Origin of the sequence: Rhodococcus sp. IEGM 1372, from assembly GCF_030056835.1 — a bacterium.
In the GTDB taxonomy this organism is placed as follows: Bacteria; Actinomycetota; Actinomycetes; order Mycobacteriales; family Mycobacteriaceae; genus Rhodococcoides.
This window is the reverse complement of the sequence record NZ_JASHKS010000038.1, coordinates 1-13797: the sequence shown is the minus strand read 5'-3', so window position 1 is coordinate 13797 and position 13797 is coordinate 1. Positions and strand designations below refer to the sequence as shown.

At 64.7% G+C, this 13797-nt stretch carries 11 protein-coding genes and 1 pseudogene; 3 read left to right on the top strand and 9 right to left on the bottom strand.

Translation table 11 applies throughout. The features are described 5' to 3' along the window. Window positions 1-66 precede the first annotated feature (66 nt). Window positions 67-972 (top strand): cutinase family protein, encoded by a 906-nt coding sequence (locus QM590_RS21670; protein ID WP_269596376.1) that lies wholly within the window; start codon window positions 67-69, stop codon window positions 970-972. Here QM590_RS21670 and QM590_RS21665 read toward each other — a convergent pair. Further along, window positions 951-2477, bottom strand: a complete 1527-nt coding sequence (locus QM590_RS21665; protein WP_269596375.1) for an MFS transporter — start codon at window positions 2475-2477, stop codon at window positions 951-953. The genes QM590_RS21670 and QM590_RS21665 overlap by 22 nt on opposite strands. 98 nt (window positions 2478-2575) lie before the next feature. On the opposite strand from QM590_RS21665, the gene QM590_RS21660 reads away from it, so the two are divergent. Then, window positions 2576-2872: a putative quinol monooxygenase gene (locus QM590_RS21660; RefSeq protein WP_068045525.1), complete on the top strand. Its 297-nt coding sequence runs from the start codon at window positions 2576-2578 to the stop codon at window positions 2870-2872. Here QM590_RS21660 and QM590_RS21655 read toward each other — a convergent pair. The 3 genes from QM590_RS21655 to QM590_RS21645 form a co-directional block, all read right to left on the bottom strand. Continuing rightward, entirely contained in the window at window positions 2807-4315 is a 1509-nt protein-coding gene (locus QM590_RS21655; protein ID WP_269596374.1) for a phage infection protein, read from the bottom strand. The two genes, QM590_RS21660 and QM590_RS21655, sit on opposite strands and share 66 nt — an antisense overlap. Before the next feature lie 87 nt (window positions 4316-4402). After that, window positions 4403-5017 (bottom strand): histidine phosphatase family protein, encoded by a 615-nt coding sequence (locus QM590_RS21650; RefSeq protein ID WP_068045517.1) that lies wholly within the window; start codon window positions 5015-5017, stop codon window positions 4403-4405. 4 nt (window positions 5018-5021) lie between these two features. Then, complete coding sequence (locus QM590_RS21645; RefSeq protein ID WP_269596373.1) at window positions 5022-5933, bottom strand: LysR family transcriptional regulator; 912 nt, start codon at window positions 5931-5933, stop codon at window positions 5022-5024. 82 nt (window positions 5934-6015) lie between these two features. On the opposite strand from QM590_RS21645, the gene QM590_RS21640 reads away from it, so the two are divergent. Then, complete coding sequence (locus QM590_RS21640) at window positions 6016-7245, top strand: MFS transporter (protein ID WP_269596372.1); 1230 nt, start codon at window positions 6016-6018, stop codon at window positions 7243-7245. On the opposite strand, the gene QM590_RS21635 is transcribed toward QM590_RS21640, so the two are convergent. From QM590_RS21635 to lysX, 5 genes and pseudogenes are all read right to left on the bottom strand, one after another. After that, the gene (locus tag QM590_RS21635; protein WP_269596371.1) at window positions 7231-7719 is read right to left on the bottom strand and encodes a DUF4190 domain-containing protein; all 489 of its coding nucleotides are present in this window, start codon (window positions 7717-7719) and stop codon (window positions 7231-7233) included. The genes QM590_RS21640 and QM590_RS21635 overlap by 15 nt on opposite strands. A 51-nt stretch (window positions 7720-7770) precedes the next feature. Continuing rightward, a complete protein-coding gene (locus QM590_RS21630; protein WP_094638429.1) occupies window positions 7771-8172 on the bottom strand; it encodes a PPOX class F420-dependent oxidoreductase in 402 nt (133 codons plus the stop codon). Window positions 8173-8343: 171 nt separating this feature from the next. Next, window positions 8344-9348 (bottom strand): beta-ketoacyl-ACP synthase III, encoded by a 1005-nt coding sequence (locus QM590_RS21625; protein ID WP_032378786.1) that lies wholly within the window; start codon window positions 9346-9348, stop codon window positions 8344-8346. Window positions 9349-9448: 100 nt separating this feature from the next. Next, entirely contained in the window at window positions 9449-10345 is an 897-nt protein-coding gene (locus tag QM590_RS21620) for an alpha/beta fold hydrolase (RefSeq protein ID WP_269596370.1), read from the bottom strand. A gap of 109 nt (window positions 10346-10454) precedes the next feature. After that, window positions 10455-13726: pseudogene (gene lysX, locus QM590_RS21615) on the bottom strand (bifunctional lysylphosphatidylglycerol synthetase/lysine--tRNA ligase LysX). Window positions 13727-13797 lie beyond the last annotated feature (71 nt).

Below are 13797 nucleotides of genomic sequence, written 5' to 3'. Positions count from 1 at the left end.
CACAGGCCCCTGGCATTGTCGAGATCGAACAACGAAGCGTTCGATGACCAGTGAGGCCCCCTCCCCATGAGTGTCAAGAAGATCTGCGCCGGTATCGGCGTCGCTGCAGCTGTTGCGTCCGGTCTGGTTGTCGGAGCGGCGACACCCGCCGCCGCAGACCCTGCCGATTGCCCGACGATGTACGTCGTGGCCATCCCGGGCACGTGGGAGACCAGTTCGGGTGCCGCGCCGAAGCCGGGGATGCTCACCGACGTCACCGATCGTCTCGGTAGCGGCATCCGTACCGACTACGTCTCGTATCCCGCCACCGCGTTCCCCTGGGAGGGCGAGGTGTACGGGCAGTCCCGTGCCGAGGCCGTCGCCAACGCGGGTGGAATGCTGAAGGTCATGGCTGATCGTTGTGGCGCAACGAAACTCGGCATCATCGGCTACAGCCAGGGAGCCGACGCGGCAGGTGATCTCGCTGCGGCCATCGGCACCGGAGTGGGCGTGGTGCCCGCGGACAAGGTGGTGGCGGTGGGCTTGATCTCCGACCCGAAGCGCTCCGATACCGATGCTCTGGTGGGGCCGGCCGTGGTCGGAACCGGTGTCGGCGGCCCCCGTGTCGGCGGATTCGGCTACGTCAGCCCCGTGGTGCGCACCTTCTGTGCCGTCGGCGATCTGTACTGCTCGACGCCCAAGGACGATTACGTCGCGCGGCTGGCCGGCTTCTTGGCCGTCTCGTCCAATCCTGCGCCGAACGTCGCCGATCAGTACTCGCAGGAAGCGCAGTCCCTGATCGCCGATCTCGCAGCAGCCGGTGGACTGCCGGTGCTGCAGGGCCAGCTGTCCGGTCAGGCGAACGCTCAGCGCCAGCGTGAGATCGAGGCGTTCTACCGCTCCGGAATCCACCAGGAGTACCAGAGCTACGACGTCGAGAACGGCCAGTCCGCGACGCGGTGGTTGGCGCGCTACCTCACCGACGCGGTCTGACGGCGTAGCAGCACGAAGACGGTGACGGCACTGACGACCATCAGGGCGGCGCTCGCGCCCGACGCAAGGTTGAAACCGTCGATGAAGGACGAGTTCGCGACAGCAGTCAGTTGCGAGGCGAAGGGCTCCGGCAGGTAGTCCGCCACGGCGACGGCCCCGCCGATGGTTTCCCGGGCGGGATCGGCGATCTCGGCAGGCGTCCCGGCGGGGATGGCGTCGTCCATGCGGTGTCGGTAGACGGTGCTGCCGATCGTGCCGAGGATCGCGATGCCGACGGCACCGCCCAGCTCGGCTCCGGTTTCGGACAATGCCGATGCGGCACCGGCCTTTTCGGGAGCCGCTGCGGTGAGCACGATGTCGGAGTTGAGCGTCGAGGCCGCGCCGATTCCGAAGGTCAGCACGGCCATGCCGGTGAGCAGCAGCGGAAGTCCCGAGTCGGCGCTGACGAATGCCATTGCCGTGCAACCGATGGCGATGAACAACAGGCCGCCAGCAATGATGGTGCCGGTCCTGATCACCTTGCTCAGCGTCGGTGCGAGCACGGCACCGGCCGCGGCGGCGACAGCCGGAACGAGTAGCCACAGGCCTGCTTCCAGCGGCCCCAGCCCGACGACCAGCTGCAGGTACTGCGAGGCGAAGAGACTGAATCCGGTCATGGCGAAAATGACCAGGAATTGCACCACGACCGCCGCGCTGAAGGCGCGTTCGGCGAACAACGTGACGTCGATCAGTGGATTGGCGGCCTTGCGTTGCCGGATGACGAACATCGTACCGAGCGTGAGTCCGGCGAGGGCTGTGGTGACCGTTGCTGCGTCGATCCCTTCCTGCGCGCCGTGCTTGATGGTGAAGACGATCGAGAGCATCGAGGAGATCGCGAGGATCACGCTGATCGGGTCGAATTTGCCGGGGTCGGTGTCCTTGAACTCGGGGACCAGGAGTGGGGCAGCAACGAAGAGCACCACCATGATCGGGATGTTGATCAGGAACACCGAACCCCACCAGAAGTGCTCGAGCAGAACACCCCCGATGACAGGCCCCACCGCGGCACCGCCCGCGAAACCGGCGGTCCACAGGCCGATGGCTTCCTTGCGTTGAGTGGGATCGTGAAACATGTTGCGTATCAACGACAATGTGCTCGGAGCAATGGTGGCACCGCCGATTCCCAGCAGAGCTCGCGCGGCGAGAAGCATTTCGGGGGAGGTGGAGAACGTCGCGGCCAACGAGGCGATGCCGAAGACGACGGCGCCGATCATCAGCAGGGTGCGTCGGCCGATCCGATCGCCCAGAGAGCCCATGGTGATGAGCAGCCCGGCGAGCAGAAATCCGTAGATGTCGAGAATCCACAGCGTCTGGTTGCCGGTGGGTTCGAGATCGGCTGTCATGAACGGCAGGGCCAGATACAGCACCGACATGTCCATCGACACGACGAGAATCGGCACCACCAGCACCGCGAGGCCGAGCCAATCCTTCCCGGTGGCGCGCTGGTCGGTTGCCGTCTGGCTCACTGTGACTTCCCTTCCCGAATGGACACCTCAGCTTAGGTGGGTCGGGAGTACGTTCGGTGACGAAGAGCTCTCTCGCCGAACGAAGGAAACATCACCTCATGACCAACGATCTGAAGGTCGTCGCCACGATCATCGCCAAGCCGGATGCCATCGACGCCGTGCGCGACGGCCTCGCGGCCCTCGTCGCCGAATCGCGGAAGGAAGACGGGAACGTCTCCTACGAACTGTTCGAGTCGGCGATCGAGCCGGGCACGTTCATCACCATCGAGGTGTGGAAGTCGCAGGAGGACCTCGACGGTCACATGCAGACCCCGCATCTGCAGCAGGCGTTAAGCGAGTTCGGTGCCCATCTCGCGGCTCCGCCCGCCATTCATCCGCTCCGACCCGTCGGCTGAGTCTCGCCGCGCGCTCGCGTACACCAGTGCCGAGACGGCCAGCAGGGCCGCCGTAGCACCGATCGCGAGCCAGCCGGTCCCGCTCATCTCGCCCGACGCGATGATGCGGGCACCGGCCGCGGTGTAACTCATCGGCATGAACGCGGCGAGGTCGCCCCAGATGGGCGCAGTCGACGCGTATGCGAAGCCGCAGACGACGACCTGCACCACCAGGGCGACGACGTTGACGATCTGGCCGACCACGGCACCGAGCACCCGTTGAATCGCTCCCGCTGCGGCGAGGTAGGCCGCGGCCGAGAAAATCAGGAACGCGCCTGCACCCAGCACCGGTCCGAGGGCTGCATCGGTGGCGAAAGCGAAGGCGACGGCCGCGCTGATGCCGACGGCAGCCACGGCTGCGACCACCGAGAGCAATCGCGGGTTGCTGTCCCTGCCGAGTACTCGAACGAGACTGACGCAGCCCAGTGCTCCGAGAGCCACCAGCGCGGCGATCAGGTACGGGGTGGCACCGGCACCGCCGGACGTCGTCGTGGCCACGAGATTCTGCTCCGTAGCCGCGTCGTCAGCGGTGGCAGCGGTTCCCGGCGGGAGTGCCGCGGAGGCGTCGCGCACGTTGGTTGCGATGCCGTTGACGATGCCCTCGACCGGTTCGACCGACGTCACGAGCTGATCGGTACCTGCCTTGAGCTGCTGGCCACCGTCGTCGAGCTGGCCGAGTCCGTCCCGCAACTGCACCGTGGCGTCGCCGAGCTGAGCGGTGGCCCCGAGGAACTGACTGTTCGGGTCGTTGAGCTCGGAGGACAGCTGCTGAGCACCACCTTTGAGGGTCTGCAGCTGGGCGAGGGTGTCGGGGCCGAAGGCCTGCGTGTTCAGGGTGTCGATGACGCCCCGGATCTCGCCGGAGATGGCGTCGGATCCCGGGTGCGGGAAGCGATCGACCTGGTCCGCGGTGGCGGCGAGTTTCGCGGTGAAATCGGCCTGCAGAGCCCCGAATCCGGCGAGTTGGTCGACGACCTGGTCGACGCCACCGCTGATCTGAGACGCGCCGTCACCGAGCTGACCGATGCCGTCGCGATACTGCCCGAACCCGTCGGCGAGCTGAATCGTTCCGTCGTGAGCCTGGGTGATGCCGTCGGCGAGCTGCCCGACGCCGTCGTTGAGCTGCGTTCCGCCCTCGGTCAGCTGGCCGATACCGCTGGAGAGAAACGTGATGGGCAGAGATGCGCTGTTGAGGCTGGTCCGGGCGGCGGCCAGGGGATCGGCCGTTTGCTGGTCCGGTGCCGGTGCCTGCTCCGTGTCGGCGACGGCGGTGGTGGTGCTCGCCGTGGATTCGCCACCGAGGTCGTAGCCGGTGCCGAGTGCGAAAGCACCTACCGCCACCAGAGGAAACGCCAGCGCAGTGAGAGCAACGGCAGGACGTCGAAAGATACGCAATTCACCCATGATGAGTTCGAGGCTAACTGCCAGGTTCGGCCTCGCCGACCACTCGCTGGTCGTCGACGCGGCTTTTCACGCCCTCTACCTGGGAGTTTAAGAGCTCTCTGTGGATTGTCGGTTCCGGGGCAACAGGTCCCACACGTGCTCGGTCTCGTTCACCGAGGAGACCGACCTCGCGCCACTGCGGGAGAACAGCACACGTGTCACCGAGCAGTAGTCGATCGGGAAGCCGAGCACCTTCGGGGTCTGCAGAATGTCCTGCAGCAGGATGTTGATCACGCCGCCGTGGGCGAAGAGCGCGACGGTGTCGGTGTGTGCGCTGGCCGAGACGATGTCGGCGACGCCGGCCAGAACTCGCTGCCGAAACGCCTGCTCGTCGACCTGCTCGGGAAGGTGCCCGGCCTTGATGCGATCGAATGCCTCACGGAACTCGGTTTTGGCGGACTCGATCGGAACGTAGCCGCCGAAGTCGCGATCGTATTCGGCCACACGCTCGTCGGACTCGACGGTCAGACCGAGCCGATCGGCAAGAGGCTGCGCCGTCTGAACAGCGCGGAGTTGCGAACTCGACACGACTCGGGAGACCGGGAACCTGGCCACGGCACCCGGAACCCGCAGAGATTGTTCGACGCCGAGCTCGGCGAGAGCGGGATCGGCCGAGGTCTCCGACCGTTGCGGGAGGGCGTGCCGCACCAGAACCAGTTGCATCGACTCACCTAATCACGAGTGTTCGGCCACTGCGCAGCACCATCGATCGAAATGCCGCCACCTGACGCGGCGAATCGGCCTGCGGATCCCACACCATGCCGATCCGTCTACGGGCCGCGGGTTGGGTTAGCCCGATGTCGACGGTGCCTCCTTCACCGCTGTGCGAGCGGATTCGCGGCAGTATGGCGATGCCGAGACCGGCCCCGACGAGGCCGCGCACCGTGTGGGTGTCCTGCCCCTCGAATGCGATGCGCGGGCTGAAACCGGCGTCCGCCCACAGCTCGTCGCAGATCGACCGCATGCCGAAACCGTGGCCCATCGCGATGTAGTTCTCGTCGGCGGTGTCGGCGAGATCGACCGATCTGCGTGAGGCGAGGCGATGATCGGCCGGAACCACCAGCATCAGCCTCTCGTCGTAGAGCTGGAACGAATTGTTCTCGGTGTGCTCGGTGCTGAGGGAGATGAATGCCAGGTCCGAGACGCCGTCTTCGAGACGGTCGAGGCAGCGTGCGCGGGCACCCTGGTCCAGATCGAACGTGACGGCCGGGTGGTCGACGCGGAACTGCCGGATCAGCGCCGGTACGACGTCCTCGCCCAGGGTGTTCTGAAACGCCACTGCGATCCGGCCGCGAGCGCGGGCGTCGTGCTCGGTCATGGCGTCGATACCGGCGTCGATGTCGCTCAGCGCGCGCTGAAGATAGGGAATCAACACTCGGCCGGTGCTGGTGAGCACGATGCCGCGGCCGCGTCGTTCCACGATGTCGACGCCGAGGATCGCCGAGGCGCGAGCCACCTGACGGCTGACAGTGGGTTGCGGGACGCCCAGGACGTGGGCGGCGTCGGTGATGTGCTCGGTATCGGCCACCGCGACGAGTGTCGGCAGTAGCGGCAGCAGTTCGATCGCTTCGCGACGCATCGTCGAATCATATCGCTGATGAATCGGTTTGCTGCCTCTCATGCATTGGACGAATAACGTGAGCACTTCTAACGTGATCTTCATGACTACGACGCAACCCGAGGTCCTCGAATGGGAGGGACACCCCAGGGGATCGCGCGAATACCGCCGGCTCGTGCTGGCGCTGCTGTTCGCCGGAGTCGCGACGTTCGCTCAGCTGTATTCGGTGCAGGGGATCCTGCCGCTCATCGCCGCCAATCTCGACATCACGCCGTCGCTGTCCTCGCTCGCCGTCGGACTTGCGACCGTGGGCGTCGCGGTGTCGGTCATTCCCTGGTCGGTGGCGGCCGACCGCATCGGTCGAGTCCGGGCCATGACTGCGTCGATCCTCACTGCCACGACGTTGGGACTGCTGGTTCCGCTCTCGCCCTCGCTCGAAGTGCTGCTGGTCGTTCGATTCTTCGAAGGTGCTGCACTGGGCGGTCTCCCGGCCATCGCGATCGCGTATCTCAGCGAAGAGGTGCACCGAAACCACACCGCGCTGGCGGCGGCGACCTACGTTTCGGGTACGACGCTGGGTGGGCTGCTCGGCCGCATAGTCGCGGGACCCGTTGCGGAATACACCAACTGGCGTATCGGTACGTTGACGGTGTCGGTGATCGCGGCACTGGCCGCCGCCCTGTTCGTGTGGCTGGCCCCGAAACCGCGGACGACGCTGGTGCACAGCCAGATTCGTGACCTACCCGGTCGGTTGTGGATCAACCTGCGCGAACCGGGAATGGCGGCACTCTACGGCCAGGGATTCCTGCTGATGGGCGGCTTCGTCGCGATCTACAACTTCCTCGGATTCCGTTTGGAAGCCGTGCCTTTCGGGCTACCACAGTCCCTGATCAGCCTGATCTTCGTGGCGTACCTCAGCGGTACCGTGTCCTCGCGGGTAGCGGGCAATCTCGCGACGAAGCACGGCAGATCGGTGGTGCTCGCCGGATCGACCGCAACGATGATCGCCGGAGTGGCCCTGACGATGGCGTCGAACCTCGTCGTCATTCTGACCGGCCTGGTGATCCTGACCATGGGATTCTTTGCGGCCCACGCCATTGCGTCGGGATGGACCGGACAGCGCGCCGTGCACGGTCGCGCGCAGGCGACCTCGCTGTACAACCTCTTCTACTACGGCGGATCGTCCGTGGTCGGATGGATCGGCGGCGTCGTGTTCCAGTCCCTGGGCTGGAACGCGTTGGCGCTGTTCGTCATTGCGTTGGCACTGATCGCAGGCGTGTGGGCTGGATGCCTGAACGGCCGACTGGCGCAGCCGGTATCAGTAGGTCGATGAATTCGAGGCCGCGATCGCGAAAATGACGATCGCAGCCACGATGATGACGAACACCGCAATCGACACATAGCCGACGACCAGCCCCGCCGTCGCGAAGCCAGACCCGCCTTCACCGGTGCGCTTGATCTGACCACGCGAAATGTGACCACACACCACAGCGCACACCGAGGCGATCAGCGGCAGAAACGTCAAACCCAGAATGGCCAAAACGAGCGACACGATCGCCAACGTGTTCGTGGGCGCGGGCACCTGATACCCGCCGGCATACGGCGCATTCCCGTACTGCGAGTACTGGGGGTTCTGGTAGGAGGGGTTTTGGTACTGCGGGTTTTGGTACGTGGGGTTTTGGTATGTGGGGTTCTGGGGCTGGGCGTTCGGATCCCGATACGGAGGATATTGCTCCGAACCCCCGTACGGCTCGTCCCTCTTGGATGCGTCGAACGGATCGCTGTTCTCACCCTGCGGATAGCCCATGGCGGGAGTGTGACACCTCGCGACAGCCGTCGCAACCGTTCTCTCGCGACGCTACGTGCCGAGTTTGCCCCAGCCCACATAAGCGTCGACGGTGACGTATCCGGTCACCCGCGGCTGATCCCGAACCGGATACGGATTGCCGGTGTAATGCGTCGAAATGCGATCGATATCCACCAGATCGGGATCGTCCTGCAACTCGATCGAACCGTGCACCGTCACATGGGTGTACCAACTGGCCTCGTCCAACACCGAGATCGAGACCTTCGGATTCGCCCTGATGTGCTCGAGACGCTTCCGAGACGCATCGAAATTGAGCACGACCTTCCCGTCCTCCCACAAATACCAAGTGGGTGCGGTAATCGGCGTTCCATCGGCACGAACCACCGCCATGACTGCGGGATTGGCCTTCTTCAGCAATTCAACAGCGGCATCGGGCAACGGAGGCTTGGGCATACGACAACACTACGACTCAACCCCCGCTGCGGTCATGCTTCCGCCCACACCGCCCCCCGAAGTCCACTCGATGTGACATTGACTGCCGAAAAGGCCACTGAATGTCACATCGAGTGCACTGGGGGCTGCGGGTGCACTCGGGAATTGGTGCACTCGGGTGTGGATGTGCGACTACAGGTTGGGGAGTTTGACTACCTGTCCGGCGTAGGACAGTCCGGCACCGAAGGCGAGTAGCAGTGCTGTATCTCCTGCTTTTGCTTTGCCGGTGCGCAGGAGTTCTTCCATGGCCAGGGGGATCGAGGCTGCCGAGGTGTTGCCGGTTTCGGCGATGTCGTTGGCGACCGGGGTGCCGTCGGCGAGGTTCAGGCTTTTGGCCAGCAGTTCGGTGATGCGGCTGTTGGCCTGGTGGGGGATGAAGGCGTGCAGTTCGTCGGTTTTGATGCCGGCGACGTCGAGGACTCGCTGCGCGGCCTTGCCCATTTCGAATGCGGCCCAGCGGAAGACGGAGATTCCGTTCATCCGGATCCAGGGGCGCTCGAGGCCCTCTTCGGTGATGTAGTCGTACCAGTCGGTTGTCTGGACGATGGCGTCGGATTGCGAGCCGTCGGAGCCCCAGACGGCGGGCCCGATCTCGGTTTCGTCGCTCTGTCCGACCACCACGGCACCGGCGCCGTCGGCGAAGATGAAGCGGGTGGTGCGGTCGTAGGGGTCGGTGGTGACGCTGAGCTGTTCTGCACCGATGACGAGCACGTACTTGGAGGTTCCGGCCTTGACCAGGTCCGATGCGACGGCGAGGGAGTAGCAGAAGCCTGCGCAGCCGGCGCAGATGTCGAATGCGGCCGGTCCCTTGGTGCCGAGTCCGTGCGCTACTTTCGCCGCTGCTTGGGGTGTCAGTTCGAGATGCGTCGAGGTGGCGACGATGACGGTATCGACTTGGTCGGCCGTGATTCCGCTGGCCTCGAGAGCCTTGCGGCCTGCCGCGATGGACATCTCGACGACGTTTTCCTTGGGATCGGCGAAGCGCCGGTTCTTGATTCCCGAACGCGTCTGGATCCACTCGTCGCTCGAGTCGATGAATTCGCAGATCTCGTCGTTGGTCACGACTCGCTCGGGGCGGTGAACGCCGAGTCCGAGTAGTTTCGACTGTCGTCCCTGCGTCGTGCTGATCGCACCCATCTTCAATTTCCTCTCGTGCTACCGCGCCATCGCCGAGCTTCGGCTCGGGTCTTGGGCTGCGGGCTCGGTGACACACGTTACGTGCGTCGCCGCGAGGGGTTCACACCAGTTCGGTGATGAGGGCCGCGACCTCGGCGGGCTTGTCGATCATGGCGTGGTGGTGGGCGGGTATCACGACGGTGAAGTCGGCACGCAGATACGCGGCGAGCTTGCGTTGAGTTCTGATCCATCTCTTGCCCCACGGGGAGGGTCGTCCGGTGTGTGCGGCCGCCACGATGACGGGCACGACGAGTCGGAACTGTTTGCGAATGTGGTTCAGTTCGACGGCGAGATCCGGGTAGACGACGTCTTCGGTCAGCGCGGCGGCGAGGTAGGTGGGTCGGCGATAGATGTCGTCGACCCAGTCGAATGTCTCCTGAGGTGTGCCGTCGGGCGGCGTCGCCTGATTGAGGACGCGGCGCACGCGCGGTCCGAACAGCTTCTGGACGCCGGTCTTGCTGAGCACGGTTGCGATCAGGTGTGCGGTCTGGATGCGCACGGCCGCCGGGATGAAGCGGCGGGGGTCGGATTCTGCGCTGGAATCGAGCAAAAGAATCCCGCGGATGCGCGACGGGTACAGCCGGGCGACGGCTTCTGCGTAGAAGCCGGCAATCGAATGACCCGCGACGACGGCCGGTTCGGTGACTCCGAGTGCGTCGAGGACGCCGACGATCCTGTCTGCCTCCCCGCGGACGGTGGGGGTGGCTCCGGCCGGAAGTGGATCGCTGAGTCCGAACCCGGGGCGGTCGAGAACGACCATGTGATGGTGTGCGCTCAGGATGTCGACGGTGTCGTTCCAGTCGAACCAATTGCTGCCGAGGCCCCCGCAGAGGACGACCGTGGGGCCCGTACCGCGGACGAACAGATGTAGACGTTGTCCGTCCACCTCGACGTACTGACCGGGAGGATGTTTCACGGGAAACAACGCACTGCGTTCGACTCGATCCCCGCTGTCCATGTCTGGTTCCCCACGATGCTTTGCCGACCTGTCGTCTGTTTCACGCTCCAGTTTCCATCATCTTGCCGGTTTTGCACACCTGCCCTCGCGGACCGGTCGCGCAGGAAGGTCATTGACGCGGCTTGGCCAGCGGAAATGCGAGCGTCTCGCGAATGCTGCCACCGGTGATGAGCATGACGACCCGGTCGACGCCCATGCCGAGACCACCGGTCGGCGGCATTCCGTGCTCGAGCGCCTGCAGGAAGTCCTCGTCCAAGCTCATGGCCTCCTCGTCGCCGCCGGCCGCCAGCAGCGACTGTTCGGTGAGGCGCTGCCGTTGATCGACCGGGTCGGTCAATTCGCTGTACGCGGTCCCCAACTCGACACCCCACGCCACGAGATCCCACTTCTCCGCAACTCCCGGGATGCTTCGATGCGGCCTCGTCAACGGCGACATCGACGTCGGGAAGTCCTTGTAGAAGGTGGGGAATTCGGTGTAGTCCTCGACGAGATGCTCGTACATTCCCTGTGCGACGGCTCCTGCATCCCAGGTCTTCTCGTACGGAATGTCGTTCTCGTCGCACAGTCGTTGCAGTTCGTCGAGGGGAGTCGACGGTTCGACGGGTACGCCCAACTTCTCGGCGACGGCACCGTGTAGCGTCTTGACGGGCCACTCACCGGAGATGTCGATCTCGATCATCTCCCCGTTCGGACCGTCCGGGCGCAGGATGATCTCGCGTCCGTGCGCCGCGACGGCAGCCCGCTGAATCAGCTCGCGGCACAGCACCATTGCGCGTTCGTAGTCGCTGTGGGCCTCGTACGCTTCGAGGATCGTGAACTCGGGATTGTGTTTGAAGTCCGCTCCTTCGTTGCGGAACACCCGCCCTATCTCGAACACCTTCTCCATGCCTCCGACGCACAGGCGCTTGAGATACAGCTCAGGGGCGATGCGCAGGTAGAGATCGAGGTTGTAGGCATTGATGTGGGTGACGAACGGCGCGGCGTTCGCGCCACCGTGCACCTGCTGCAGAATCGGGGTCTCGACTTCCATGTACCCGCGCTCTCCGAGCGAATCACGCAGGGATTTCACCACATTCGAGCGCGCGATCAGCAGAGCACGAGCATCCCGATTGATCGCCAGGTCCACATACCGTTGCCGCACCCGCGCTTCCGGGTCGGTGAGACCGCGATACTTGTCCGGCAGCGGATGCAGGCACTTTGCGTTCATTCGCCAGTCGGTCGCGAGCAGCGAGAGCTCGCCACGCCTGCTGTACCCGATGGCACCGCTGACCTCGATGAGGTCACCCAGGTCGAAGTCGGCATCGAATTCCTCGATTCTGTCGCCGACGCGTTCGCGGTCGAACAGCACCTGAATGTCTGCCGACCAGTCCCGAATGACGGCGAAGGACACGCTGCCGTAGTCACGGATACGCAGAATGCGTCCGGCGATTCGCACCGTCGTGCCCTGCGGCGACGCCACAGCAGCCTCGACGGTGTGGGTCGGGGGATAGGCGACGGGATAGCCCTCGGTGCCCTCGCGTTCGAGGCGATCGAGCTTCGACATGCGCACGCGCACCTGGTCGGGACGCTTGCGGCCCGGCGTCGGCTCGTCCGGAACGCTGTCCGGGCCACTGCCGTCGGGATGAATGTCGTCGGCGTCGGCCAGAGCGGCGGGGACCGCAACGTGGGAACCGGTGTGCTTCGAGGCGCGTCGGAAGGTCGGGAGAGTCAGAAAGCCTTCGGCGATGGCCGACGCGACGCCGACCTTGGCAACACTCGATTGTCGGCGAAGCACAGATAGCGCGGCTCCCATTCCGGAAGGTACTTCACGTTCGAGCGATACAGCGCCTCGAGCTGCCACCACCGGGAGAAGAACACCAGCACGCTGCGCCAGATGCGCAGCACCGGTCCGGCACCGATCCGGCTGCCCTCCTCGAACGCCGCGCGGAACACGGCGAAGTTCAGCGAAATCTTGCCGACACCGAAATGATCTGCGCTGGTGGCGAGCTCGGTCACCATCAACTCGATCACCCCGTTGGGCGACGCCGGATCCCGCCGCATCAGATCCAGCGACGCACCGGTACGACCCCACGGCACCAGCGAGAGAACGCCGATCACCTTCTCACCCTGAACCGCCTGCACGAGAAGACAATCGCCGTCGAGCGGGTCACCCAGCCGACCCAACGCCATCGAAAAGCCGCGCTCGGTCTCGGTATCGCGCCACGCATCCGCGCAGGCAATGATCTCCGACATCTCCTCCGACGAAATATCCCGATGACGACGCACGGTGACCACGACACCCGCTTTGCGAGCCCGGTTGACCGCCTGACGCACGGGGCGCATCTCGCGTCCATTGAGGTTGAAATCTTTGGTTTTGAGGATTGCTTCGTCGCCGAGTTCGAGGACGCTCAGGCCGGCCCGCTTGTATGCGGTGGCCCCGATCTCGCTGGCCCCCATGACAGCTGGGGTCCAGCCGTACTTCTCGGCCAGGTCCAGCCATTCCGAGATGGCATGCGGCCAAGCCTCGGGATTGCCGATCGGGTCACCACTGGCCAGACACACCCCGACCTCGACGCGATACGTCACTGCAGCCTTGCCGCTGGTGGCGAAGATGACGCCCTTGTCGCGGCGGGTGGCGAAGTAGCCGAGGGAATCGTCGGCGCCCCACTTGTCGAGCAGACCTCGCAGGGCGGACTCGTCGCGACCGGTGAGCGCATTGCTCGACCGCTGAGACCTGAACAACGTGACGATCGCGCCCAGTAACGCCAACGCTCCGAACAGACCCAACGCCGTGTTCACGATCCCGTTCGGCCTGCCGTCGAACTGCTCGTTGTCCACAGTCGCCAACGCCGTCACACGATTGAACGCCCACAGGAACGTCTGACTCTCCGGCAACGACCCGGGGAACAACGCAACCAACGCCCAGCCGATGAGCGTCCCGACGGCCGCTCCGAGGACGAGAACCCCGAGCGCCTTCCACACCGCGCCGCGACGCACCCGCGTGTAGAACTCCTTGCGCGCAGCGATCAACACCCCCGTCACGACGACATGGACAGCCAGCGCAACCCACGAGTTGACGTTCCCGTCCTGGATGCCCTCGACGACATTGGTGATCGCCAACAACACCAGATAGACCGTCAGCAACCACCACGCAATGCGCTTACGACTCGCCAAGGCTGCCGCCAACAACCCGACGACCAGTGCCCACGACAAACTCGTATCGGGAGCATCGAAGTAGTAGTTGTCCACGTACTCGCGAGGAACATGAACCAGAAAACGAAGAGTGGGCGACAGACTCCACAGAAACAACAACACCGCGAACACACCGAGCACCAACCCCGCGATATGCGGCACCTCACTCAACCGACCGCGCGCGGGTGGCACGAACGACCGCGGAACCATGGACCCGGACCGCTCCGAGGGGGAGTGTCAGATTAACGGTGGATCCGACCTTGGCGTCGGTTAGTTTCCGT

Excerpts from the sequence above, each read along its gene's own strand:
- QM590_RS21625 (WP_032378786.1), bottom strand. The coding sequence starts at position 9,348 with ATGGGTGCGATCAGCACGACGCAGGGACGACAGTCGAAACTACTCGGA.
- QM590_RS21645 (WP_269596373.1), bottom strand. The coding sequence starts at position 5,933 with ATGCGTCGCGAAGCGATCGAACTGCTGCCGCTACTGCCGACACTCGTC.
- QM590_RS21670 (WP_269596376.1), top strand. The coding sequence starts at position 67 with ATGAGTGTCAAGAAGATCTGCGCCGGTATCGGCGTCGCTGCAGCTGTT.
- QM590_RS21660 (WP_068045525.1), top strand. The coding sequence starts at position 2,576 with ATGACCAACGATCTGAAGGTCGTCGCCACGATCATCGCCAAGCCGGAT.
- QM590_RS21655 (WP_269596374.1), bottom strand. The coding sequence starts at position 4,315 with ATGGGTGAATTGCGTATCTTTCGACGTCCTGCCGTTGCTCTCACTGCG.
- QM590_RS21620 (WP_269596370.1), bottom strand. The coding sequence starts at position 10,345 with ATGGACAGCGGGGATCGAGTCGAACGCAGTGCGTTGTTTCCCGTGAAA.
- QM590_RS21640 (WP_269596372.1), top strand. The coding sequence starts at position 6,016 with ATGACTACGACGCAACCCGAGGTCCTCGAATGGGAGGGACACCCCAGG.
- QM590_RS21630 (WP_094638429.1), bottom strand. The coding sequence starts at position 8,172 with ATGCCCAAGCCTCCGTTGCCCGATGCCGCTGTTGAATTGCTGAAGAAG.
- QM590_RS21635 (WP_269596371.1), bottom strand. The coding sequence starts at position 7,719 with ATGGGCTATCCGCAGGGTGAGAACAGCGATCCGTTCGACGCATCCAAG.
- QM590_RS21650 (WP_068045517.1), bottom strand. The coding sequence starts at position 5,017 with ATGCAACTGGTTCTGGTGCGGCACGCCCTCCCGCAACGGTCGGAGACC.